This is a genomic window from Arthrobacter sp. GQ119 (assembly GCF_059759125.1).
In genome coordinates this window covers 176768-199912 of sequence record NZ_JCAXEA010000006.1, presented here as the reverse complement: position 1 = coordinate 199912, position 23145 = coordinate 176768, and the positions used below count along the sequence as shown (strand labels likewise).

20 protein-coding genes are annotated in these 23145 nt (G+C 64.4%); 6 read left to right on the top strand and 14 right to left on the bottom strand.

Going from position 1 to position 23145, the window contains the following annotated elements:
• The 9 genes from AC6CH3_RS07975 to AC6CH3_RS07935 all read right to left on the bottom strand — a co-directional run bounded on the left by AC6CH3_RS07975 (window position 1) and on the right by AC6CH3_RS07935 (window position 9219).
• Window positions 1-894: an amidohydrolase family protein gene (locus AC6CH3_RS07975; RefSeq protein WP_498131917.1), complete on the bottom strand. Its 894-nt coding sequence runs from the start codon at window positions 892-894 to the stop codon at window positions 1-3.
• Window positions 891-1910 carry an amidohydrolase family protein gene (locus AC6CH3_RS07970; protein ID WP_498131916.1) on the bottom strand — a complete coding sequence of 340 codons (1020 nt, stop codon included), beginning with the start codon at window positions 1908-1910 and terminating at the stop codon, window positions 891-893. Before AC6CH3_RS07970 ends, AC6CH3_RS07975 begins: the two co-directional genes overlap by 4 nt.
• Window positions 1907-3007: a 4-oxalomesaconate tautomerase gene (locus AC6CH3_RS07965; RefSeq protein ID WP_498131933.1), complete on the bottom strand. Its 1101-nt coding sequence runs from the start codon at window positions 3005-3007 to the stop codon at window positions 1907-1909. The genes AC6CH3_RS07970 and AC6CH3_RS07965 overlap by 4 nt, the downstream gene beginning before the upstream one ends.
• Window positions 3008-3012: 5 nt before the next feature.
• The gene (locus AC6CH3_RS07960) at window positions 3013-3693 is read right to left on the bottom strand and encodes a 4-carboxy-4-hydroxy-2-oxoadipate aldolase/oxaloacetate decarboxylase (protein ID WP_498131915.1); all 681 of its coding nucleotides are present in this window, start codon (window positions 3691-3693) and stop codon (window positions 3013-3015) included.
• A gap of 366 nt (window positions 3694-4059) precedes the next feature.
• Window positions 4060-5460, bottom strand: a complete 1401-nt coding sequence (locus AC6CH3_RS07955; RefSeq protein ID WP_498131914.1) for an MFS transporter — start codon at window positions 5458-5460, stop codon at window positions 4060-4062.
• A 10-nt stretch (window positions 5461-5470) separates the two neighbouring features.
• Entirely contained in the window at window positions 5471-5800 is a 330-nt protein-coding gene (locus tag AC6CH3_RS07950; RefSeq protein WP_498131932.1) for a Dabb family protein, read from the bottom strand.
• Between the two features lies 1 nt (window position 5801).
• The gene (chcC1, locus tag AC6CH3_RS07945; protein WP_498131913.1) at window positions 5802-7490 is read right to left on the bottom strand and encodes a 4-oxocyclohexanecarboxylate 2-dehydrogenase; all 1689 of its coding nucleotides are present in this window, start codon (window positions 7488-7490) and stop codon (window positions 5802-5804) included.
• A gap of 75 nt (window positions 7491-7565) precedes the next feature.
• Window positions 7566-8327 (bottom strand): SDR family NAD(P)-dependent oxidoreductase, encoded by a 762-nt coding sequence (locus AC6CH3_RS07940; RefSeq protein WP_498131912.1) that lies wholly within the window; start codon window positions 8325-8327, stop codon window positions 7566-7568.
• A gap of 100 nt (window positions 8328-8427) precedes the next feature.
• Window positions 8428-9219 carry an IclR family transcriptional regulator gene (locus tag AC6CH3_RS07935; RefSeq protein WP_498131911.1) on the bottom strand — a complete coding sequence of 264 codons (792 nt, stop codon included), beginning with the start codon at window positions 9217-9219 and terminating at the stop codon, window positions 8428-8430.
• Window positions 9220-9352: 133 nt separating this feature from the next.
• Here AC6CH3_RS07935 and chcC2 point away from each other — a divergent pair, with 133 nt between their 5' ends.
• The 5 genes from chcC2 to AC6CH3_RS07910 all read left to right on the top strand — a co-directional run bounded on the left by chcC2 (window position 9353) and on the right by AC6CH3_RS07910 (window position 14947).
• Window positions 9353-11089, top strand: coding sequence for a 4-oxocyclohex-2-ene-1-carboxylate 5-dehydrogenase (gene chcC2 / locus AC6CH3_RS07930; protein WP_498131910.1), 1737 nt, complete (start codon window positions 9353-9355; stop codon window positions 11087-11089).
• A 21-nt stretch (window positions 11090-11110) separates the two neighbouring features.
• Window positions 11111-11929, top strand: coding sequence for an IclR family transcriptional regulator (locus AC6CH3_RS07925; RefSeq protein ID WP_498131909.1), 819 nt, complete (start codon window positions 11111-11113; stop codon window positions 11927-11929).
• An 89-nt stretch (window positions 11930-12018) separates the two neighbouring features.
• On the top strand, window positions 12019-13314 hold the full coding sequence (locus tag AC6CH3_RS07920) for a cytochrome P450 (RefSeq protein WP_498131908.1): 1296 nt from the start codon (window positions 12019-12021) through the stop codon (window positions 13312-13314).
• Complete coding sequence (locus tag AC6CH3_RS07915; RefSeq protein ID WP_498131907.1) at window positions 13307-14614, top strand: NAD(P)/FAD-dependent oxidoreductase; 1308 nt, start codon at window positions 13307-13309, stop codon at window positions 14612-14614. The genes AC6CH3_RS07920 and AC6CH3_RS07915 overlap by 8 nt, the downstream gene beginning before the upstream one ends.
• A 9-nt stretch (window positions 14615-14623) precedes the next feature.
• A complete protein-coding gene (locus AC6CH3_RS07910) occupies window positions 14624-14947 on the top strand; it encodes a 2Fe-2S iron-sulfur cluster-binding protein (RefSeq protein ID WP_498131906.1) in 324 nt (107 codons plus the stop codon).
• A 1579-nt stretch (window positions 14948-16526) separates the two neighbouring features.
• Here AC6CH3_RS07910 and AC6CH3_RS07905 read toward each other — a convergent pair.
• The 3 genes from AC6CH3_RS07905 to AC6CH3_RS07895 all read right to left on the bottom strand — a co-directional run bounded on the left by AC6CH3_RS07905 (window position 16527) and on the right by AC6CH3_RS07895 (window position 18032).
• Window positions 16527-17279: a DUF429 domain-containing protein gene (locus AC6CH3_RS07905; RefSeq protein WP_498131905.1), complete on the bottom strand. Its 753-nt coding sequence runs from the start codon at window positions 17277-17279 to the stop codon at window positions 16527-16529.
• A gap of 414 nt (window positions 17280-17693) precedes the next feature.
• Window positions 17694-17816 (bottom strand): hypothetical protein, encoded by a 123-nt coding sequence (locus tag AC6CH3_RS07900; protein ID WP_498131904.1) that lies wholly within the window; start codon window positions 17814-17816, stop codon window positions 17694-17696.
• An 87-nt stretch (window positions 17817-17903) separates the two neighbouring features.
• Window positions 17904-18032, bottom strand: a complete 129-nt coding sequence (locus AC6CH3_RS07895) for a hypothetical protein (RefSeq protein ID WP_498131903.1) — start codon at window positions 18030-18032, stop codon at window positions 17904-17906.
• A 203-nt stretch (window positions 18033-18235) separates the two neighbouring features.
• On the opposite strand from AC6CH3_RS07895, the gene AC6CH3_RS07890 reads away from it, so the two are divergent.
• Complete coding sequence (locus AC6CH3_RS07890; protein ID WP_498131902.1) at window positions 18236-18589, top strand: hypothetical protein; 354 nt, start codon at window positions 18236-18238, stop codon at window positions 18587-18589.
• A 117-nt stretch (window positions 18590-18706) separates the two neighbouring features.
• Here AC6CH3_RS07890 and AC6CH3_RS07885 read toward each other — a convergent pair whose 3' ends face one another.
• Both AC6CH3_RS07885 and AC6CH3_RS07880 read right to left on the bottom strand, forming a co-directional pair.
• Window positions 18707-19615, bottom strand: a complete 909-nt coding sequence (locus tag AC6CH3_RS07885) for a GGDEF domain-containing protein (protein ID WP_498131901.1) — start codon at window positions 19613-19615, stop codon at window positions 18707-18709.
• Window positions 19612-23019 carry a PAS domain-containing hybrid sensor histidine kinase/response regulator gene (locus tag AC6CH3_RS07880; RefSeq protein ID WP_498131900.1) on the bottom strand — a complete coding sequence of 1136 codons (3408 nt, stop codon included), beginning with the start codon at window positions 23017-23019 and terminating at the stop codon, window positions 19612-19614. Before AC6CH3_RS07880 ends, AC6CH3_RS07885 begins: the two co-directional genes overlap by 4 nt.
• Between the last annotated feature and the right edge of the window lie 126 nt (window positions 23020-23145).

Sequence of the window (23145 nt, the reverse complement as noted above, 5' to 3'; positions counted from 1 at the left end):
TCAGCTCCAATAGATGTTGTTGGGGTTGGTTACGAGCAATTTCTCCTGCAGGGCCGGGGTCGTTGCTATCGAAGGGACGTAGTCGACGAGGATGCCGTCGTCGGGCATCCCGTGTTTCATGTTGGGGTGGGGCCAGTCAGTTCCCCACAGAACACGGTCGGGGAACTCCTCCACGACGGTCCTTGCGAAGGGCACAACGTCGCCGTATTCGGGTGCGCCGCTGACCGTGATGCGGTCGGGGCAACTGACCTTCGAGTACACGCTGGGGTTCTCGTGCATAAAGCGCAGGAACTCCCCGAACTCGGCGCCGTGTACAGGTTTGGTGACATCGGGGCGTCCCATGTGGTCGATGACAATAGGGATATTCAGCGAGGTGAAGAATTCCCACTTTTCCTGCAGGTCTGCGGGCTCGAAGTAGAGCACGACGTGCCAGCCCAGGGGGCGGATCTTCTCAATGATCTCGCGGTAGTACTCGTCCGGCTTTGGATCGACCAGGCGCTTGACGTAGTTGAACCGAACTCCGCGAACACCCAGCTCATGCATCCCGGCCAGTTCCCCGGGCGTTATGCCGGGCTTGACGGTGACCACGCCGCGGGCTTTGTCGTTCGAGCGCTCCAGGACATCCAGAAGAGCCGAATTGTCGGAGCCGTGGCAGGTGGCCTGCACCACGACGTTCTTTTCAAAGCCGAGGAAATCCCGCAGCGCGAACAGCTGCTCCCGGCTGGCGTCACACGGGGTGTATTTGCGTTCGGGGGCGAAGGGGAAAATGCTGCCGGGGCCAAACACGTGGCAGTGCGCGTCGACGGCCCCGGCCGGAACCCGGAACTTCGGCTTACTCGGGTTTGGCTTCCAGTCAAGCCAGTCAGCATCTTTCACGAATGAGGGTGTGTTCACCAGACCAGGGCCTCCAGCCTTTGTTTAAGGTGGCGAAAGACTGCCTGGGCGTTGGTGGCGAAGATTTGTTCGCGCTCCTGGTCAGAGATGTCAGCGGCGTCGATGTAGCGCTTCGTATCGTCGAAGTACCGGCCGGTGTGGGGATCGATTCCGCGCACGGCCCCGATCATTTCCGAACCGAACAGGATGTTTTTGTTATCGATGACGTCAAGGAGGAGGTCGATGCCCGGCTGGTGGTAGACGCAGGTGTCAAAGAAGACGTTGTTCATCAGGTGCGTATCGAGGCCAGGCTGGTTGAGCATGTCCGCGAGGCCGCGGTACCGGCCCCAGTGGTAGGGAACAGCGCCGCCGCCGTGCGGGATGATGAACCGTAGTGTCGGGAAGTCTCCGAACAGGTCCCCCTGAAGCAGCTGCATGAAAGCGGTGGTATCGGCGTTCATGTAGTGCGCGCCGGTGGCATGGAAGTTGGGGTTGCACGACGCCGAGACGTGAATCATGGCGGGAACGTCGAGCTCCACCATCTTTTCGTATAGGGGGTACCAGTACTTGTCCGTCAGGGGCAGCGAGTCCCACCTCCCGCCGCTGGGGTCTGGATTGAGGTTGCAACCTATGAAACCCAGGTCATTGACGCAACGTTCGAGTTCGTTGATTGACTCTGTAAGGTCTGAGCCCGGAGATTGGGGCAGCTGGCAGGCACCCACGAAGGTCTGAGGGAAGAGGTCGACAACTCGTTTGATCAGGTTGTTGCACGCGGTAGTCCATTCAAGGCTGATTCGTTGGTCACCTTCGTGGTGGCCCATAGCGGATGCCCGTGGGGAGAAGATGGTGAGGTCGATGCCACGGTCGTTTATGAGGCGCAGCTGGTTCGACGCTACGGAGTCGATGATTGTCTGGTCGGAGATGGCAGGGTAGGCGGGGCTTGGCTGCCCAGCTTTGAAGGCTGTCAGCTGATCTATCCGCCACTGGTTGTGGAGTTGCGGAGCGGTGGTGTAATGGCCGTGGCAATCGATGATCATGCGATCTCCCAGGATGATTGAGGAACGAAAATGTAGCCCGACATCAGCATTCGGGCGGTGCGAAGCAGGGCGGATTTGGTGACGACGGGCTGGCCTGAAGAGTTGTCCATTTCCATCTGCACCGTGAAGAAGCCAGTCGGGTGCTCGACCTCCACTTCCACGCCGGCGCCGGTGGGACGCATAACGCCCGCGGCCCCAATCTGGGCGGCGACGCTGCCCTCAAGCGTGCAAGCGGTGGCCACCGAGACGGCGCCGAGAACTCCGATGGATTCGTGCACCCGGTGAGGAATGAAGGTGCGGGTGCTGATGAACCCGCCTCCCTTGGCCGGTGCCAGCAGGCTCATTTTGGGAACCGTCTCGCTGGTGACGTCGCCGAGGTTCATCATGGGTCCCACCTGGAGGCGGATCTCTTCCACCCGGGTCCTCAGTTCAGAATTAGCTTCGAGTTGGGCTGGCGTCTCGTAGCCCGTGATGCCAAAATCTGAGGCTTTGAGGCAGACAACGGGCATGCCGTTGTCGATGCAGGTCAGCTCGACACCGTTAACCAGGTCGGTCACATTGCCTGTGGGCAGCAGGGAACCGCAGCTTGAGCCGGCGACATCGTCAAAGTTGATGGTGATGGGCGCGTGGGTTCCGGGGACACCGTCGATGCGAGCGGAACCGGCGTAGTTCACCACTCCTTTTGGTGTCTCCACGAAGGCCGTTGCCTTGGAGTCGGTGTTCGTCATGTGAATGGCCACGGGTGTGACGCCGTCGGAGGCAGGGAGAAGCCCCTTTTCCAGGGCGAACGGAGCCACGCCGGCCAGGATGTTGCCGCAGTTTTGCTGGTCGCTGACCTCGGCGCGGTCCGGCCAAACCTGCAGAAACAGGTAATCCACGTCTATCCCGGAGCGGGTCGACCGGCTCACGACGGCTACCTTGGAGGTGAGCGGGTGCCCGCCACCCATGCCGTCGATTTCACGAGCGTCCGGCGAGCCCATTGCCGCCAGCAGGAAGGTGTCGCGTGCGCGGCGCTCAGTGGGCAGATCCTCTGCCAGAAAGTAGAGCCCTTTGGAGGTGCCGCCGCGCATCACGGCGCAGGGAATAGCCACTTGCATACTGGTCACTTCTGGTAGTCCTGGTAGACGAGCCCCTTGGCGGTGAGTTTGTCGCGCATGTTGTAAATATCCAGACCCAGTTCCCCCGATTTCAGACGTGCGCGCTTGGCGGTCTCGTTCGCTTCACGCTCACGGCCCTTGGCGAGGGTGGTGGCCGCGTCCTCTCGTTGAACAACGCAGACACCATCAATGTCCGCCACTATCACGTCGCCTGGACGGACGAGCTGGTTGGCGATCACGATGGGGACCTGGACGTTGCCGACAGTCTCCTTCACAGTTCCCTGCGCCCCGATGACCTTGGACCAGACCGGGAAGCTCATTTCGGTCAGGGTGTCTACATCGCGGACACCCGCGTCAATCACGAGGCCTCGTACACCGTGCGCAAGGAGGCTTTCGGCGAGCAGGTCGCCCAAGTATCCGTCGTCGCAAGGACTTGTGGGAGTCACGACCAGAATGTCACCGGGGCGGGCCTGCTCGACAGCAACGTGTATTGACCAGTTGTCACCAGGAGCAACCTCACACGTGAGCGCGTTGCCGGCAATTCTGGCCGGGAAGATGGGACGAAGACGGATATCCAGCAGGCCGGTCCGGCCCTGGGACTCATGGACTGTGGCAACGCCCAGCTCTGCAAGACCGTCAACAACGTCGAGGGGGGTACGTGGGGTACCGCGAACTACTAGTGGCATGATTCTCCTTTGAATATCGCGCCTGCGTCGTATTCCAGGGAACCTGATGACAAACCCGTCTTCCCAGGAGTACTCCGATCAACGGAAGAGCAGTTTCCGGGGAGCGTTTGTCCGCCGGCAAGCTGAGACCCCTCACTTGTGTAGTGCAGGCCGATCCATGGCAGCGCCGTCAGTTCGCCGCTGTCGGCCGGTTGAGCCGGGGGCCAGGACGTCTCCACTGCCGCCTCCCTGGGCTGGGGCCTGGGCTGCAGGCCGGCGGGCATTCCCGATATCTGAACTGGCCAGTGGCTGGTGTACCTGGTCCGCCGGCCGATGTGTCGCGCCATGGGCATTCCTTTCTCGTCATGGATCTCTGGATCGGGGCCCTTAGGGAAGCCGGACGGCCGGTTGCTGGGTCCGTTTCTGCTCGTCGAGCGCTTCCCGACGCCGTGCCGTGCCCGCCAGGTACGGTGCACCAAGGTCCTGAATCAGCGTCCTGTGCGTCTCCCGGGAGAAGAACGCGGACCCTGCAGCAACCAGCATGCAGACAGTGCCGAAGACGGCCACCGGAACCCAGCCCGTGATTCCCGGAGCCAGGAGCATGCCGGCGATCATCGGCCCGAAGCCCGCGAGGACCAGCCCCAGCTGATTGCCCATGGCCATGCCGGTGTAGCGGACGGGAGCCGCGAACTGCTCGGCGAAGAATGCCGGCCAGATGCCGTTGAAGCCCGAGTAGAGCACAGTCATGTTCAGGAAAGCCGCCAGGAAGACCAGGACGATGTTTCCGGTGGACAGCGCCAGGAAGTACAGGAAGATCGTGGCTGAGCACCCGAACGCGGCGGTGAGCAGCAGGGGCCGGCGGCCGATCCGGTCCGAAAGCTTCGCCGCCAGCGGCATGGCGAACATGGACAGGCCGATGGCGACGGCGTTCACGGTCAGGATGGAGGCGCGGTCGAAGCCTGCGGTGGAGGTGGCATATGCCAGCCCAAAGACCGTGAAAATGGTCTGCATTACGGACATGATGGACATGCCCGCGACACGCAGCACGTCCGGGGCCTGGAAACGGAGCACTTCCTTGATGGGCATCGGGGCGACCTGGTGGCTCTCCTGGGCCTCCTCGAAGACCGGTGTTTCGTCCAGGTGTGTCCGGACCCAGTAGGCGATGGCCAGGACCACGATGGAGAGCCAGAACGGGATGCGCCAGCCCCAGCTCATCATCGCTTCCTGGGGCAGGGCGGTGACCGGGATGAACACGAGGGTGGCCAGCACCATGCCGGAGGCATAGCCCGTCATCACGAAGCTGGTGAAGAAGCCCCGTTTGCCCTCGGGCGAATGCTCGAGCGTGAGGGTGGAGGCGCCCGCGGACTCAGCGCCCGCGGAGAATCCCTGGGCCAGCCGGCCGGCCACCAGAAGGATGGGCGCCCAGACGCCGAGCTGCTCGTAGGTGGGGAGGAAGCCGATGCCGAGCGAGGCAAGGCCCATGATGCCCAGGGTCAGCAGCAGGATCTTCTTCCGCCCCAATTTGTCGCCGAAATGGCCCATGACCAGGCCGCCCACTGGCCTGGCCACGTAGGCGACGCCGAAGGTGGCGAAGGCGCCAACGAGTCCAATGGCAGGGTCCGCGGACGGGAAGAACAGGTGGGGGAACACCAAGGCGGCGGCGGTTCCGTAGATGAAGAAGTCGTAATACTCCAGCGTGCTGCCAAGGAAGGATGCCAGGGCGGCCTTGCCGGGCGTTTTCCGGGGAGCCGGCTGCGTTGCGGGCTCGGGTGTAGATGCAGACTGCATGTGAATCTCCTTAAGACTGCGTCGTCTCAGTGGTGGTAGCAGACGTGCCCGCGAGGTGGAAGTCCACCGAGAGGATCTGCTCGCTGTTGGGGAACGAATACCCCTTCAGGGGCTCGTGGAGCGGATGCGTGTTGTACACAGCGATGTCCTCGACCGTTTCGAAGTCGGCCACGATGGCATAGTCGAAAGAGCGCTCAGTGCTGAGGACGTCCCGGCCGTGGCTGAGGCTGAGCATGCCGGGGATCTTGCCGGTCATGTTGTCGAGGCCATCAATCCAGGCCTGCTTGTCGGCGGGCGGAAAATCCGGTTTGAACTTGAAGAGCACGGTGTGGCGGATCATCTCAGACACCTGCCAGTTCCGCGGGTTGCCCAGCCTGTGCGGCAGCCTGTTCCGCGCCACGGTATTCCGGTGACTGGCCGGCTATGGTCCGTCCGGCGAGGTAGCCCATGGTCATGATCGGTCCCAGGGTTGCGCCGGCGCCGGGATAGCCTGCGGCGTAGGCGTTTTCAGTGGTGTTGCCGGCGGCGAACAGGCCCTGGATGGGGCGGTTGTCAACGTCGAGCACGCGGGCCAGCCCGTCGGTGGCCACGCCGCCGTTGGTGCCGAAGGCGCCGTTGACCACTTCCAGGGCGTAGAACGGTCCGGACTGGAGCGGGCCAAGCGCGGGGTTGGGCCACGGGTTGTCGTCGTCGCCCCAATACTTGTCGTAGGCGCTCTCGCCGCGGCCGAAGTCTGGATCTTCGCCCTTGACGGCAAACTCGTTGAACCGGGCCACTGTCGCGGCGAGGTTGGCAGCCGGAACATTGATCTTCGCGGCCAGTTCCTCAAGGGTGGCCGCCTCGACCAGATAGTCCGGGGTGGGCTGGCCGGCCCGGTGCGCCAGGATGCCGTAACGCTCCAGGTAGCCGTGGTCCACAATGACGTATGCCGGGGTGTTGAGCGTCCGGTTCGCCGCGGAGTCCCAGGACTGCAGGCCGCGGGCCAGGTCGTTATAGTTCTGCGATTCGTTGGCGAAGCGGAGGCCATGACGGTTCACCATCAGCGATCCGGGGCCTTGGCGTTCGAAGCGGAGCAGCGTGCCCACAGGCTGCCCGTCGCGCATGTCGCCCGTGATGGACATCGGCGCCCACCACGCTTCGCGGGTGCCGCGGGTCTGGCCCCCGATGCGCTGGGACATCCGCAGCCCGTCTCCAGTGTTCGAGGGCGGCGAGCACATCGTGTACAGCCGCGAAGCGAGCATCGAATCGGCCAGTGCCTTGTCCCACTCGAAGCCTCCGGTAGCCAGCACGACGCCGTCGTTCGCCCGGAAAGCCTCGCCTGATTCCAGTTCGACGCCGGTCACCCCGCCGCCGTCGGTGAGCAGGCGGTGCCCCCGCGCTCCGGTGACAAGCGTGGCACCGTCGCGGACCAGGCTGGCCAGCAGCATGGAGACGAGGGCCTGGCCCTTGGCCACGAGACCCTCGTCCTGTCGGCCGGCCAGTTCGGCCCACGGGAACTTGGTGAAAGCGCCCCAGTTTTCGTATTCCTGCATGGTGAACGGCGCGCGGCCGTCGCGGCGGACGTGCGCCGTGAGACCTCCCAGGGCTTCCCTGCTGTTGAACAGCTCGGGCTCCACCGTCCGGCCGCCCTGCACGGCGCCGGGCAGGTCCTGCCTGTAGTCGGGGAAGTTGTCGAGGAAGATGAAGCGAACGCCGCATTCTTCTTCCACGAAGCGGAGCATCTGATCCCCGTAGCTCAATGCTGCATCCAGGAGCTCGTCCCGGCCGCGTCCGCGGGCCACGGCGCGCACATACTCGGCGGCTGCCTCCTTGGAATCGGCAATGCCGGCCTTACGTGCGTGATGGTTGTCTGCCACCCAGAGCATGCCGCCGGAAACGGCAGACGTGCCGCCCAGCAGTTCGCTTTTCTCCAGTACGATGACCGACTTGCCGGCCCGGGCTGCCGTGGCGGCGGCGGTGAGCGCGCCCGCGCCGGAGCCCACGACGACGACGTCGTAGCTGTCCGACGCGGTTCCGTTGATGAATTTCATGGGATGGTGTTCCCTTTCAGGAGGAAGAATGTCTGCACAGCTCCCGCGGTGCGGGGCTGGGGACCGGGGGGCAGCTCACACGGCGGTGTAACCGCCGTCGATCACGAGCTCGGACCCTGTGGTGAATCGCGATTCGTCGGATGCCAGGTACAGCACGCCATAGGCGATCTCGTCCGGCTGACCTTGACGGGGCAGCGGGTTGGAGCCGACCAACTGCTTGTAATAGGCCTCGGCGCCGATCTCGGACTGCTCGGCCGAGCGGCGGCTCATCCTGGTGTTCATCGATCCCGGATGGATGGAGTTCACCCGGACGCCGTACCTCCCGTAGGCCGCCGCGTCCGACTTGCTCAGGAGCCGGACGGCGCCTTTGGTGGCGTGGTAAAGCGGCACATTCCTGCCCCCGGTGATGCCGTGGATGGACGAGAAGTTGACGATGCTGCCGGTGCCCTTTTCGATCATGCCGGGGACCACGTGCTTGGTCATCAGCCAGACGCCCTTGACGTTGACGTTGAAGACCATGTCAAAATCCGCCACGGATGCGGTGTGGGATGCGCCGGCGGGGCCTATGATTCCGGCGGCGTTGACCAGGATGTCTGGTGTGCCCAGTTCGTCACGGACCCGGCGGATGGCGTCAGCGACGCTGGCCTCACTGGTGACGTCGACGTCGTACTCGCTGATGTTCGGGTGCGCCCCGGCAGCCGTGATGCCGGCAACGTCCAGGCTGGCGACGACCGCGCCGTGGTCAGCCAGGAGGGTGGCGGTGGCGCTGCCCAGATCGCCCCGGCCTCCGGTGACGATGGCGGTCTTTCCGGCCACGCGGTTCTGTGTGGGATTCATGTGGTGCTCCTCGTACTCCTGCAGCCTCTTCGCTGCGTTCTAACGAGCGTGGCAGGGGAGCTGTGAGCGGAACCACATGATTACCGATGAACGGAAAAACCTACTTTCCGTGACTCTGGCGGAGCGTCCCTTTAAGCTCGCCCCGCCAGCCCAAGGACCTGGATATGCCCCGTGCGGCGGCCATCAGGACGGGTACGCGGGCGGCAGCGTTCTCCTCGTTCCGGGGGACCACCACACTCAGTGCCGCGCGGACAGTGTTGTCAGGACCGAAAACGGGGACGGCGATGCCGCTGGACTCGGGAACGATCACGCCCGGCATGGCAGCAAAGCCGCGCTGCCTGATCTCGGCCAGGTGGCGGCGGAGTACAGCGGGATCAGTCAGGGTGGTTTCGGTGAACTTCGGCAGGGACCTGGCCAGGATGGTCTCCTGATAGTCGGCGGGGGAGTGGGCCAGCAGGACTAGACCCGAGGACGTTGCATGGATGGGCAGCCTGCCGGCGATCTTGGTGATGTCGACGATGGTTTTGTCCGAGCCCAGCCGCTCGATGTACAGGACCTCGTCGGAATCAAGGATGCCCAAGGTGGTGGAGTGCTGCACCACGGCCTGGACGTCCTCCATGAACGGCAGGGCAGCTTCCCGCAGCCCCAGCATCTTGGACGCGCGGGAAACGAGCTCCCACATCCGGGTGCCGATGTGGATATCTCCACCGGCTTCGCGTTCGAGAAGCCGTTCCTGCAGCAGATCGTTCACCAGGCGGTAGGTGGTGGTCACCGGCAGGCCGCTGCGGCGCCCGAGTTCGGCAACGCTCATGGCGGGGTGCCTGTCGTCGAAGGCGCTCACGATCTTCACGAAACGGCCGATAATCGACTCGCCGGATGGGGAATTGGCCACGGTTCCTCCTCAGGATTCCCGCTCAATGGTAATCCTCCTCGCAGGCGGCCGTGCTCCCCGATCTACTGGGGGTTTGTTAGTCAACGCCTGCCGCCGCGAAGGAGTGGCCCGCAGGCAGAACGGAGCAGGAACCATGACAGAAACCGCAAACAGTGTGGTCTGTGACGTCCTCGTCATTGGATCGGGCGTGGCAGGGATGGCCGCAGCATTGAAGGCCGCATCGCAGGGATTGAGCGTGATTGTTACTGAAAAGGAACAGTACTTTGGCGGAACCACGGCCATTTCAGCGGGATGGGCCTGGGTCCCCGGGAACAAGCAGGGCTTGGCGCAGGGCGATACCCGGGAGGAAGCTGAGACCTACCTGAAGAACCTCGCCCCGGAGACGTTCAACGAAGCAGGAGTAAGGAAGTTCCTGGACACAGTGCCCGAGGCGATCTCCTTCTTCGAAGACGAAACCGAGGTGAAGTTCACCTACCCGGAAAAATCCCCGGACTACCAGATGGACCTGCCCGGGGCGAAGCTGTCCGGCCGAGCCATTCTGCCCCAGGACGTGGATGCACGGGTGCTGGGTGACAAGCGGCTCCTAATGCAGCCATACATGAGTTCCTACACAGTCTTCGGCTACATGCCGCAGGTCGGCCCCGACATCAATGAGTTCTTCCACGTCAACCAGTCGGTCAGGTCCTTCATCTACGTCGCGAAGAAGCTGCTGCGTACGTGGGCCGACGCCGCCCGCTACAAGCGTCCGGTCCTCCGCTCCAACGGCAACGCGCTGATGACCCGCATGGTCAAAAGTGCCGATGACCTGGGGATCAGGCTGTGGAAGTCCTCACCGGCCGTTTCACTGACCCGCGATGACGCCGGAACCGTGACCGGCGCCGTGATCGGCGGTGAGCACGCTGCCACCGTAACGGCGCGCGCCGGCGTCATTCTCGCCGCAGGCGGATTCTCCGGAAACAAGGAACTCCGGCAGCAGTACTTCCCACACGACGCCGACGGCGACGACCACTTCACGCCCACCGTCGGGCACGGCGGCGATGCAGCCACAATGGCGATCAGTGCCGGCGGGCACATTGACGATTCAGTGTTCAGCGTCGGCTCCTGGGCGCCGGTGACCGTGTTCAAGTACCTCAGTGGGCGGCCGAGGCTCTTTCCGCACTTGCGGGCCATCGGCCTGCCCGGTCTGATCGCCGTCGACCGCCACGGCAAGCGCTTCGGCAACGAGGCCCTCAGCTACCACGACTTCGGGGGAGCCATGATCGCGCACAACCAGGGCGAGGATAAAACCTTCGGGTATGTAATAGGCGACGCCAAAACGATGCACAAGTACGGCATCGGCTACGCCAAGCCCTGGCCGATGCCCCGCGGCTATTTCTACAAGAGCGGATACCTGGTCAAGGGCAATACCCTTGCCGAGCTGGCCGGAAAGCTCGGCATCGATGCCGCAGGCCTGGAAGCCACCGTCGCCGAATTCAACCCGGCCGCCGAGCGTGGCGAGGACCCGGCCTTCGGCCGCGGCTCCACCCAGTACAACCACTTCCGTGGCGACCTCGAGCACAAGCCGAACCCTAACCTCGCGCCCGTGGGCAAGGGCCCGTACTACGCTGCGAAGATCCAGATGGGCGATCTGGGCACCTTCGCTGGCCTCGGCGTCAATGAACACTCCGAGGTAGTCACGGCGGAGGGATCAGTGGTTCCTGGACTACTGGCTGTTGGCGCGGCCGCCGTGAGCGTATTCGGAGGCGGTTACCCGGGCTATGGATCCCACATCGGGCCGGCATTGGTGTTCGGCTACCGTGCGGGCCGGGACATCGCCAGGCTCGCCGCGGAGCGGACCCCGTCGCGGCCCGCGAACGTGGTCGCCCCCTAGGCGCCCGGTCGGAGAACCGCCATGGCCAATTCTTCATCGGGAGAATCGGTGATCAGCCGGGTAGTGCGGCTCATGAGTGCCTTCGACCGGAACCTGCCGGCCATGACGCTCTCCGGCCTGGCCCGCCGCGCCGGTCTGCCTCTGACCACCGCGCACCGGCTCGTGGACGACCTTGTTCTCCACGGCCTGATGGAACGGCAGCCGGACGGGAACCTGCGCCCCGGGATGCGGATGTGGGAGCTCGCTGCCCGCGGCTCGCGTGCCCTGAACCTGCGCGAGTTGGCATTGCCCTTCATGGAGGATGTCCAGGCTGCCGTCCACCAGCACACCACCCTGGCCGTGCTGGACCACGGGTCGGTGCTGTACGTGGAGCGCCTCTCCTCGCCGCACTCCAGCCTGAACGCCGCCCATATTGCGCAAAGAATGCCCATCCATGCAGCCTCGTCCGGCCTTGTGCTGCTGGCTTTCTCGCCGTCCGCCGTCCAGGCTGAGGTGCTCGCGAAGCCGCTAGCCGCCGTGACCCCCGAGACCCTTACCGACCCCGCCCTCATCCGGAAGCACCTGGCCGAGATCAGGCAGCGCGGCTATGTCGCCCTGCCCGGCATTGGCGTCACGGAGTGGACGGGCATCGCCGTGCCCGTTTTTGGCCCTGACCACACCATCGCTGCGGCGCTCAACGTCATCGTTCCTCGGCAGGAAGCAGCCATCCCGCTGACCGTCCCCGCCCTGCTGACCGCTGCGCACGGAATTTCCCGTGCGCTGAAATCCGCTCACACTGGAAGCCGCGCCCGGCTGCAAGGCCGCCAGGCTGAAGAACCGGCCGACTTCCGCAACCGATGAACGGAAGACCTGTGGGTGGGGCACGGCGAACCCGGCATGGTGGGTTGAGACGTAGCTCACGTCGAAGCCAAACGGAAAGAAGGACGATGATGTCTGCCCCACTGACAGCAACACCCCAGGTCTCCTCGGACGACAGCACCGGCGGAAGCGCAGCAGGAAACACCGGGCTGCAGCCGTATTCGCACGAACTGGACTGGCCGGAGGGCATAGCGCCCTTCAAGGTGGTCGACGACGGGACGCAGGGGGATCCCTACCGCCACTACCAGTGGATGCGTGACAACGCCCCGGTACTCCGCGCCCATTCACCGGTCTCGGACGTCTGGTTCATCTCCCGGTACGACGACGTTCGCCGGGCCATGCGGGCGCCGAAGGTCTTCTCCTCGCAGGTTGTGGACCCTGTCCCGCTGACCTTCCTGACGCTGTTCGACGCCCCCAACCACACAAGACTGCGCCAGGTCGTGGCGCAGGCCTTTATACCCAAGGCGATCGCCCGGTTCGAGGATCGGGTCCGAGAAAACGCCGAAAAGTACTTGGCCCCGATGCTGGCCGCCGGCGGTGGTGATGCTGTGGACGACTACGCGATCCCGCTCAGCATGTCCACGATCAGCGCCCTGCTCGACGTGCCGGCCGAGGACTTCGAGAAGATGAAGTTCTGGTCGGACGAAACCTTCAGCTACTTCGGCCGGCTCGCGCGCAACGCCCAGGGCACAGGCACCGACGAACAGAGCACCTTCGAGTTCTTCGCGTACCTGAAGGACACCATGGAGCGCCTGTACCGCGAGGAGAGCGATTCAGTCGGAGGACACATCGCCCGGATGTGGAAGGAGGGCCTGCTCAGCGAAAAGGAAGCCAAGGAACTCTGCGCCTTTGTCTTCGTTGCAGGCCACGACACCACCACCATCCTGCTGGCCAACGCCTTTCGCGTTTTCAGCGAACAGCCTGAGTTGCTGGACAGGATCCGCCGGAATCCGGACGACGCGAACCTTTTTGTCGAGGAGTTGGCCCGCCACCGCGGCACGGTGCAGCGGGCGAGCCGGATCACAACTGAGGAAGTGGAAGTGGCCGGCGTGAAAATTCCGGCTGGCGCCATCGTCCGCCTGCTGCCCGCCGCTGCGAACCGGGACAGCAACAAGTACCCCGACGGCGAGCGGTTCGACATCGACCGGAATACCGACGGCCATCTCGGGTTCGGCCATGGCGTCCACAGCTGCCTGGGGGCTCCCCTTGCCAAACTTGAGGTCCTGGTCACGGTGAAGCTTCTCGCCGAAAAGCTGGCGTCGCTCACCCTGGATCCGGACAGGCCGATCAAATATGTGCGCGGAAACAACCTGACGAACTCGGGGCCGGAGCACCTACACGTGATGCTGGAGCAGGCCGATGCCTGAGCAGCAGATTCCTGAAGATCAGCAAACCGACGAACCAGTCCAGGCGCCGATCATCATCGTCGGCGCCGGCCATTCCGGCGTCGCAGCGGCTGCGGCACTGCGCACCCGCGGCTGGGACGGCGGCATTGTCCTGGTCGATGCCGAGAAGGAAGTGCCCTACGAACGTCCCCCGCTGTCCAAGGAACTCCTGAAGGTCGAAGAGACTGATGAGTCCGCCGTCCTGCGCAAGGAGAAGTTCTACCAGGACAAGCGCATCGACCGGCTGGTAGGAATGACTGCCGACTCCATCGATCGCAAACGGCGTACAGTCCTGCTCTCCGACGGCAGCCGGCACGCCTACCACCGGCTCGTCATCGCCACGGGTTCGCAGGCAAGGCCCCTCACGGTGCCCGGCGCAAGGCTTGCCGGAGTGCAGTCGCTGAGAACGCGGGACGACGCCCTCGAGCTCAAGCGGCGGCTGGTTCGGGGAGCCCGCATCGCCATCATCGGCGCCGGGTATATCGGACTTGAAGTGGCCGCCGCGGCGGCCGAGAAGGCCTGCGAGGTCACGGTGCTGGAGTTCCAGGACCGCGTGATGAGCCGTGTGACCTCAGCCCCGGTATCGCGGCATTTCGAACAGCTCCACGAGCAGCACGGTGTCCGGTTCGTCTTTGGCGCCGCAGTCACGGCGATTGAAGGAGACGGGCGGGCCGAGCGCGTAGTCACCGCCGACGGCACCGTCTTCCCTGCCGACGTCGTCCTGGCAGGTATCGGCGTGCTGCCCAACCAGGAGCTGGCCGCCGAAGCCGGACTCGAGTGCCGGGACGGCATCCTGGTGGACGGGGACGGCCGGACTTCTGACCCTGCGATTTACGCGACCGGTGATGTCACCCGGTTCACCAGCCCGATCGACGGCGCCAGCCAGCGCCTGGAATGCATCCAGAATGCGCAGGCCCAGGCGGACCAGGTTGCCGCCCACATCACTGGCCAGCGGGCCGCAGATCCGGAAATCCCTTGGTTCTGGACTGTTCAGCACGGTGTCCGGCTACAGACCGTCGGAGTGCGCCATCCGGAAGATGACGTGATTGTGCGCGGCAATCCTGCAGGCGGCAGGTTCTCGGTGGTTTATCTCCGGGACGGCAGCCTGGCCGCCGTCGACACCATCGCGGGCCTGACCGATTTCCGGCCGGCTAGGAAACTGATAGCCCAGGGAGCCCGGATCGACGCGACGCTCGCAGGGGACCCCGGCGTTTCTCTCACCGGCGCCATTCTCACCGACCCCAATCCCACTGACCCCGACGCTGCGTCGGCCCGAATCTAAGGAACTGCCATGAGCAACAACAAGATGACCGTAATCGACCGAGAAGGAACCACCCACAGCCTCGAATGGGAGCCGGACCAGACCCTGATGGAGGCCCTGCGTGACAATGACATTCCTGTCCTGGCATCGTGCGGCGGCACCGCCTCCTGCGCAACCTGCCACGTGTTCGTGGAGAAGGAGGTCTTCGACACCCTTGGGGAACGCAGCGACGATGAGCTGGAATTGCTCGTCGAAGCCGAGGGGTACCGGGAATGCGGCTCCAGGCTCTCCTGCCAGCTCGACTTCAGTCAGCATCTCAACGGAACCACCATCACCCTGGCACCTGAAGAATAGCCCTGCCTGTTTTAGCATTTCCCTGCCAGTTCGAAGGGCGCAACCCGATGCGTCAGGCTGTCTTACGACAGCCTGACGCATCGGACAAATCCTCGAGTACCGCAACTCAGCAAATTGGCGTGGCCTGGAGCCGGGCAACCACAATCGATTAGATGAGAAGGGTGTTGTGGCGCCCCTGTTCGGAGGTCCCGGAGGTCCCGAAGTGTATACGGTGCCTGGGGTATGGTCGTCACCTGGTCAGTCCGCCTGAGATGCAGAGGACCAGGCCTGTGGTGAAGCCGACGTCGTGGTATGCCAGCTAGGCGCCAGCGGCGGCGACTTCCCGGGGGCTGCGCGTCCCGGCTCTTGGGGATCGTCTTGATGGTTCCGGCCATCACCTTGCCGGTGAATCCCGGGCTGAGGCTGTGCTGAGGAGGAACTTCCGTCCATGACCCGCATCCAGTCCAAGTCCGTGTCTTGCCCCCGTCGGGACGGCTTCGAGTGAGGCCCATCGTCTTCCATGCCTCAACCCAGGGTCTGGAGTCTGGCAGTTCGGGTCGGAGCGTCAGTATCCAGAAGATGGATCTGCCGCGCCTCCCCGGAGGCGAGCCAGTCGCATCGATGGTGCAGGGAAATGGGCAAAAAGAAAGTGTGGACATTGTCCACACTCTGGGCTTCGGACTGGTTCGTACATCCGCCGGATTGACTCGGATTGGCTATGTTTTCTGGAGTTCCCAGTGTTTGCAGGGGTTGGAATGCGGTTCGAGTCCCACCTCGGGCACAGTGTTTTCGCAGGTCACGGGCTTTTTTGCTGCTGACGGTGTACAAAGCTTGACTTGTGGGCCCCTTCGGGGGCCCTTTTCGTTTGGTGGCCGTTGCTGTGGGACGGGTGCTTCCTGTCGGTAGGGATTCTTACTCCTTCATGGTCGGGCTGGGTCCTAGCTGCATGACCTGTTTGGAGTTGGGGGAGTGCGTCTGTGCTGTGTCGTTGCCTGTTTCTGCCTTCCACGACTGTTCATCGCAGGTCCGGCGGATAAGTGCATGACCACCAGGGCGCTTTTGCCCGAGAGTTCTGACTGCCTCCCGAAAGTGCCCACACGGAAGGCTTCTGAATCCGATGGCAAGCCGCACCTTGGCTTGGCTCGAGGCCGACTTGGAAGTGGTGGCCCACGTACTCCCCGCCCTTAACTGAAGGTCTCGAGACTACCCACCGTGGTCCGGGCGCCCGGATGAAATTCATTCGGGATCGGGGCCACGGAATAGTCCTGATGGTGAAGGGGTGAATGATCGCCGGTCAGGAGCTCGGTCCCTGTCCAGACCAGGCGCACTATGGAGATGCCCACCGGCTGTCAATCCGGCAGTACCAGCTCTTCGAGAGGGGATCGGGGACGGCGTTTCCAGGAGTACAACTTCAGCGTCGGGCTTGCCATGCCCGAGCTGGATCGCCCGGCGTCCTGGGCGTTGAGGAATCAGCCAGAGTGGACACGGAAACGTTGGAACGCTCTGCCGGGCAGCCGTCCGCTGCGATGGTCATCGGCACGCTAAGCGTGGGCATTATGGGGGCAGTGTTTCACGGCTGGTCATGGGCAGCCAGGTCGTGCTAATTGTTCAGGTCGGTGAGCGAACCGGTCGGCAGGTGGATCCAGCCCTCCTCACGCGCTGCGAGGTCCTGATCGGGGCCGGGAAGCAGGGTAGCCCGGCGGGCAGCAGCGCGGGCTATCAGGGATGCGATGACGGCGTCGAGCAGATCATCCGAGGCGATCAGCTGGTCCCGGTAGGCGCCAAGGTCCAGCCAAGGGGCCGCGGCGGTGAGTTGGCCCAGGATGTCCTCGCGAACGTCCGACTCAGGCGTCCCGCGGCCTTTGTACCTTCGGGCCGAGACGCCCCATATCTTCAAGGAGGCGGCAGGGTAGACCTCGACAAGACGTCCCGTACCGTCCCGGGGCTGAACACCCCAGGCACGCGCGATTTTGGCCTGAATGACGGCGCAGCGCATGGCCGGATGCGCCAACCGATCCGCCGAGACGCTCAACGGAATCAGACCCGTTGTCCGCGTGACGAACCGGTCGGTGGCCCGGTAGGCAAGCTCACGACGGCCCTCCAACCCGTCATGACGCAGCACGGCATCCGGATCATCCCGGAAAAGACCGAGCAGGAATGACAGGAAGGGCCGAGGCCAGCCGAGAGGGCAATCGACACCGGTCACATCTGATGCTCCGAAAAGCTCGACAATGGTTTCGTCCCTGACGCCGAGAGACCCATGAACAAGCCGCGCCTGCCCGTCAAGCCATTCAATGACCGCACCAGCCGTTCTCTTCGGATCAGCAGCCAGATCAATCCCAAGAGTTTTCACGCTGCCACTCTAGCCACAACAGAAACGCTGGCCGCGCTCTTCGTGCCGATCCGGTGACGCGTCTCCGAAACCTTCCGTCTGATTATCGTCATGAAATTCAAGACCGCGTCGGACACAGCGGTTTGGATCCTATTCTGACAACGGTTTGTTCAGTTGCCCCGTGTCAGATCTGGGTGTAGTTCAACCTGATGTGGGGATAGTAATCGACGAGCAACTTTTCAAGCTCCCCTTTGGGTTACGAAGAACTTGAAGCCCATCCGTCTCCCGTAACCATGCCAGTTCCTCGGCCACACAGCTGGGGTAGGTCCAGCAGGCCGCAAGTTCGGCGCTCATATCGGCAGCCTCGATGAGGAAACGCTGAGCGAAACAGCCCGTTGTACTTGTCCGCGTACTGCTGCGGAAGGCCCGAAAGGACTACGACGCGCCGATGTCATCACGGGTCATCTCCGTCTTGCCATGCAGCACATGAATGTCCTGCAACAGCTCGTCGATGAGAACAACCGAGGCGGCCAGATGGCGCAGGTAGCCCTTGAGCACGCGCCGCCTCAGGTATTTCCGCTATCGACTCCTGCGCGTTGGAGTCGAGGTCTGTCAGCTCGTCGTCCGAGAATCAACTGAAGGTAGCTAGTTGTGCCTCCCATCTCGTGAGTAGGCCACGAGGGGGAGAGGCATCTCGTCGGGATCGAGGAGTTTGTTGGTGTCCTGGCTATCCACGAGGTGTTCGGCCTCGTCCTCGGTTTCCACATTGGGCATTGACCCATTCAACGGTTTCCTACTTGTCTCCTTAAGGAAGAAGACGGAAATAAGTCCCAGAACGGCAGCGCCCATCAGATAGTAAGCGGGAACGACTTTGTTCCCGGTGGCGCCGATGAGTGCCGCCACAACCAGCGGGGCTGTGCCGCCGAACGCTGCATTTCGCAAGGACTCACCGGGGGAGGTGCTGCTGACGTGCAGGGATGCCCTGTGAGCGGGTGCTGCTCTCGCATTTCGGTGACTGGCATTCGGCTCTGAACCGGAGTCCGCTGATCATCGAGCTCCCCGGTGAGAGCGATGAGGAGTACATGGCCCGGCTGGAGCGCGCCCTTGATGAAGTCGATGACAGGGTCCGCGTCGCCGGGGTGGCACTTGAAGCGGGGATACGGCACTGGCCCGAGGACCTGCGGGCCGAACTGGAGATGAGCTGGGAGTTCATCCTGGACCCGGGGAACTACGGACGCTACGAATCCTGGCAGGCCACGATGCACTGCCTGTTGAGGGTCCGGACGCAACTTGGGGAACCGGGAACTCTCCAGAATTTCGCGAGGAGATAAGCGACGGAGGAGCGCCGAACGAAATTCTGGATCGTGAGCGGCGCATTGCGCCTTGGAAGCCGGTACTCAGTGAACTCTGCCGTCATAAACGTTGTTTGAGCCTGCTCCCTGACCTAGCTAGACCGCTAGCTCCACCCGGTTCCGGCCGGCTGCCTTGGCAGCGTACAGAGCGGCGTCGGCCTCGCCCAGCAGGGTCTCGGCGTCGGGCCTGTGGCCGGCGTTGAAGGCGGCGATGCCGGCACTCAAGGTCAGCTGCCCCAGCGGATCCCCGGAGTGGACAATCTCCAAGTCCCGCACGCGGTCCAGCGCCCGCTCCATGAACGCCTTCGCGCCCAGCTGCGACTGGTTCGGCAGGACCAGCAGGAACTCCTCGCCCCCGTACCGGTACACGCCGTCGCTCTTGCGCGCCCCGCCCAGCAGGGCGGCCGCCACCGTCCGCAGCGCGAGGTCGCCCGCCTGGTGGCCGTAGATGTCGTTGTAGCTCTTGAAATTGTCCACATCGCACATGGCCACGCAGTATTCCTCCGCATAGCGCTGGCTGCGGGCGTGCAGCTGCTCCAGGTCCTCGGACAGCTTCAGCCGGTTGTGCAGGCCCGTGAGCGGATCAGTCCGGGCTTGCTGGGACAGCACCTTCCGGTAATGCGCCAGGTCGGCGTGCAGCGTGGTCACCCGCAGGGCCACCAGCAGCCGCGCGTGCAGCACAAACGGGTCCAGCGGCTTGGTGACGTAGTCGTCGGCGCCGGCCTCCAGCCCCGCGAGGAGGTCGTCCCGGGACCCCTGCGACGTCAGCAGCACCACATACGTGTACAGGTCCGCGTCCCGCGCCCGGATGGCCCGGCACAACGCCAACCCGTCCATTCCCGGCATCATCCAGTCAGTGACCACCACGTCCGGCCGGTGCTCCAGGTACAGAGCCCAGGCTTCGTCGCCGTCCGCCGCTGCCAGGCAGTCATGGCCGGAACGTTCGACGGCGGCCCTGGCCACCAGGAGCGAGCCCGGATCGTCATCGGCCACCAGGACTTTCACTGCGCCACCTCCAGCGCGAGATCAAGTTCAAAGTTCACCCGCACGAGTTCGGCTTCCAGCCGGCTGACCAGTTGCGGGCCGCCGTCGTTCTTTCCGCTGCGTCCGATTTGCTCCAGCTCGCCGCACAGGGTTGCGACGGCGGTGGCTCCGATGTTGGCCGCCGCGCCTTTCAGGGCGTGCGCGGCCTGGACCAGCGCCTGGCCGCCGCCGTTGTGGACGGACTCCCGAAGCACTGCCAGCCGGGACGGGACGTCCTTCCGGAAGGCCTCGGCTGCGGCGGGCAGCAGGCCCAGGCCGTCCTCCGGGCCGAGTTCCCGCAGCGTGGCCAGCCGGTCCGGATCCACCGACGGCGGCCGGCCACCCGTAACAGCCAGCAGCTGTGGAGCCTGGTCGGGCACCCAGCGTGCCAGCGCGGCCTCGAGTTCCGCTGCGTTCACGGGCTTGGAGAGGTAGTCGTCCATGCCCGCGGTGAGGCAGCGTTCCCGATCGCCGTCGAGGGCGCCGGCGGTCATCGCGATGATCGGCAGGCGGCTGTGTTTGCCGTCGCGCAGCCGGATGACACGGGTGGCTTCGAACCCGTCCATCACCGGCATGTGGCAGTCCATCAGGACTGCGGCGTACTGGTTCCGGGCGGTGGCTGCGACGGCCGCGGCGCCATCGGCCACCACATCGACGGCGTACCCGAACTTGGTCACGGTAGCGCGGGCCACCAGCTGGTTCACCTCGTTGTCCTCCACCACCAGGATGCGGCCGCGGGACGGCACCTCCGGGGCGCCGGACTGCCCTGAGGAAGCCTGCTCCGCGGTGGCAAAGGCAGTTGCGGCAGTGGCAGCGGACGCCGCGGCATGTTCACGCGTGGACATCAGGCGGACCAAGCGGTTGTAGAACTCGGAGCTCCGGACCGGTTTCATCAGCCATTCGCGGACCCCCGCGTTGGCTATTTCCACCGCGTCGACCTGCATGGTGGAGGTGAGCATGATCAGCTCGAGGCCAGCCAGCCCGGCGTCGGCCTTGATTTCGCGGGCCAGCTCCAGGCCGTCGATGTCCGGCATGCACAGGTCCAGCACGGCGAGGTCGAACGGCTTCCCGGCCTTAGCCGCTTCGCGCGCCCGGGCAAGGGCAGCCCTGGCGTCAGGAGCCGTCTCCGGCTGCAGCTTCCAGCCCCGCAGCTGGGATTCCAGCACCAGTCGGTTGGTGGCGTTGTCATCCACCACCAGTACGCGCAGTCCGGCGAGGAAGCCGGCCGCGGGGACAGGGGCGGTTGACGGCGGCGCCACCGGCAGCGGGATCCGGAACCAGAACGTGCTGCCCTCCTCCGGGAGGCTGTCCAGCCCGATCTCGCCGTCCATGGCTTCGGTGAGCCGGCTGCAGATGGCGAGGCCCAAGCCGGTGCCGCCGTAGCGCCGCGTGGTGGAGGCGTCCGCCTGCGAGAACGACTCGAACAGCCTCGCATGGTGGGCGGGATCGATGCCGATGCCCGTATCGCGGATTTCGAAATAGACCGTCGCGATGGAGCCGGGCTCGGCGTCAGGCGTTTCCACCTTTACCCGGATGGAGACTTCGCCGGAGGCGGTGAACTTCACGGCGTTGGAGGCCAGGTTCAGGAGGATCTGGCGGATCCGGCCGGAGTCGCCCTGCAGTCTGGCCGGTACGTCGGGGTCGCAGTAGGCGATCAGCTCCAGGTCTTTGACCTGCGCCGGTTCGGTCAGCAGGCCTGCCACTTCCTCCACGAGGAGGCGGGGATCGAAGGGCCGGATGTCCAGGTCCACCTTGCCGGCCTCCAGCTTGGAGAAATCCAGGATGTCGTTGATGAGGGCCAACAGCGCCTCGCCCGCGCCCTTGACGCCCTGCGCATACTGTTTCTGTGTCTCGTCCAGCGGGGTCTCGAGCAGCAGCGCCGTCAGCCCCACCACACCGTTCATGGGCGTGCGGATCTCGTGGCTCATGGTGGCGAGGAATTCGGACTTGAGCCGGCTGGATTCCAGTGCCGCTTCCCGCGCGGCCTGCAGCTCCTGCTCGGCTGCCCGCCGCAGGGTGATATCCCGGGCGATGATGGCGACCCCGCGGATGTTTCCCGCCTCCCGGATAGGGGAAATGGTCAGGGAGACCGGGATGACCGTCCCGTCCTTCCGCAGGTGATCGATCTCGTAGCTCATGGCGTCGGCGCTGTTATTGAGGGCCTCAACCACCTCGTCCTCGCGGCCCGTGCTACCCGGCGGAAGCAGGAACCGCGCGTCGCGGCCCAGCGCTTCCTCGGCCGAGTAGCCATACTGGCGCTCGGCGCCCGGATTCCAGCTGGTGATGACGCCCTCCGGTGTGGTGCTGAGGATGGCATCCGAGGAGGAATTGACGATCGCCCCCAGGCCCTCGAGCTCCTGCGTGCGCGCGGCCACTTCCTTCTCGAGTCCGGTGGTGAGGGTGAGGTTTTCGACGACGATCAGGACCTGCCGGACAAGGATCAATGCCACCGTTAGCCTTCCCACCACCAGCAGGAAGGTTTGGATTTCGTGCACGTGCGGGGCTACCAGCGCTGCCACGGCCAGCAGGATCGGAGCGTAGGGGAGCAGTTCCAGGGCCAGGGCAAATGCCTTGCGGTCCGGCCGGGGTTTTTCCGCGTAGGGGAGCAGCGGCGCCAGCGCAATCAGGAGGAAGGCGCTGATCCAGCCCAGGGCGAGGGGGGAGCCCGTAACACCCGTGACGCCTTCGAACGTCAGTCTCACGTAGGTGCTGTCCGTGATTGTCAGGACCAGCAGGCCGCCGCCGAAACACAGCCACGGCAGTCGCTCGCCGGGCTGCCTGCGCATCCCGAGGGCCAGCACCAGCGACGTGATCACCACATCCACCACCGGGTAGGCGGTGATGGTGAGCCGCGTCAGGAGGTCGCCGTCCGAGCTGATCGCAGGCCCCAGCGCGGTGTGCCAGCTGATCACCAGGACCGAGCCGGCGATCACGCCCCCATCCAGCGCCGTCCGGATCAGCCCCACCCGGGTGGTCCCGCCCGGCCGCTTGAAGCTGAAAAGCGCGACGGCGGCCGGCAACGAATAGGCCAGGAATAGGGCATCCGCCAGGGAAGGAAACGGGTAGACGTGGTTGTTGGCGAGGCCGTAGTACGTCCAGACGAGCATGCCGGCCGCCCAGACATAGGCGGCCACCGACATCAGGGTCCAGGCGCGGGCATTTGAGCCGCCACGGCGGGCGGCGTGGGCGCAACTGCGGCCTGCCAGCGCGGCTGCCAGGAGGATGGAGAGATCACCCGTCACGATGGCAGCGGGAGTGCCGCTGTTGGCAGCAAAAAACAGCCCGAGAACGGTCATGACCACGGCGCCAATCACAATCAGCCAACCCAGTTTGGCCATGCTCGTGCCGGTGGCGGGACGTTGCTCAAGTAGACCTGTATGAGACACGCGGATACCCTCCCCCATAGGTGCGCCCGTTACCCACAAAAAACCGAGACTTGGGGCCGCCCGAGACCTCGGCGGAGACGCATCTTTATGATATCCCTCACAGCTCCGGAAGGGCCGTTCGCCGCG

Coding starts and splice junctions, on each gene's coding strand:
- AC6CH3_RS07970 (WP_498131916.1), bottom strand. CDS start 1,910: ATGATCATCGATTGCCACGGCCATTACACCACCGCTCCGCAACTCCAC.
- AC6CH3_RS07965 (WP_498131933.1), bottom strand. CDS start 3,007: ATGCAAGTGGCTATTCCCTGCGCCGTGATGCGCGGCGGCACCTCCAAA.
- AC6CH3_RS07960 (WP_498131915.1), bottom strand. CDS start 3,693: ATGCCACTAGTAGTTCGCGGTACCCCACGTACCCCCCTCGACGTTGTT.
- AC6CH3_RS07955 (WP_498131914.1), bottom strand. CDS start 5,460: ATGCAGTCTGCATCTACACCCGAGCCCGCAACGCAGCCGGCTCCCCGG.
- AC6CH3_RS07950 (WP_498131932.1), bottom strand. CDS start 5,800: ATGATCCGCCACACCGTGCTCTTCAAGTTCAAACCGGATTTTCCGCCC.
- chcC1 (WP_498131913.1), bottom strand. CDS start 7,490: ATGAAATTCATCAACGGAACCGCGTCGGACAGCTACGACGTCGTCGTC.
- AC6CH3_RS07940 (WP_498131912.1), bottom strand. CDS start 8,327: ATGAATCCCACACAGAACCGCGTGGCCGGAAAGACCGCCATCGTCACC.
- chcC2 (WP_498131910.1), top strand. CDS start 9,353: ATGACAGAAACCGCAAACAGTGTGGTCTGTGACGTCCTCGTCATTGGA.
- AC6CH3_RS07925 (WP_498131909.1), top strand. CDS start 11,111: ATGGCCAATTCTTCATCGGGAGAATCGGTGATCAGCCGGGTAGTGCGG.
- AC6CH3_RS07920 (WP_498131908.1), top strand. CDS start 12,019: ATGTCTGCCCCACTGACAGCAACACCCCAGGTCTCCTCGGACGACAGC.
- AC6CH3_RS07915 (WP_498131907.1), top strand. CDS start 13,307: ATGCCTGAGCAGCAGATTCCTGAAGATCAGCAAACCGACGAACCAGTC.
- AC6CH3_RS07910 (WP_498131906.1), top strand. CDS start 14,624: ATGAGCAACAACAAGATGACCGTAATCGACCGAGAAGGAACCACCCAC.
- AC6CH3_RS07895 (WP_498131903.1), bottom strand. CDS start 18,032: ATGCCCAATGTGGAAACCGAGGACGAGGCCGAACACCTCGTGGATAGC.
- AC6CH3_RS07890 (WP_498131902.1), top strand. CDS start 18,236: ATGCCCTGTGAGCGGGTGCTGCTCTCGCATTTCGGTGACTGGCATTCG.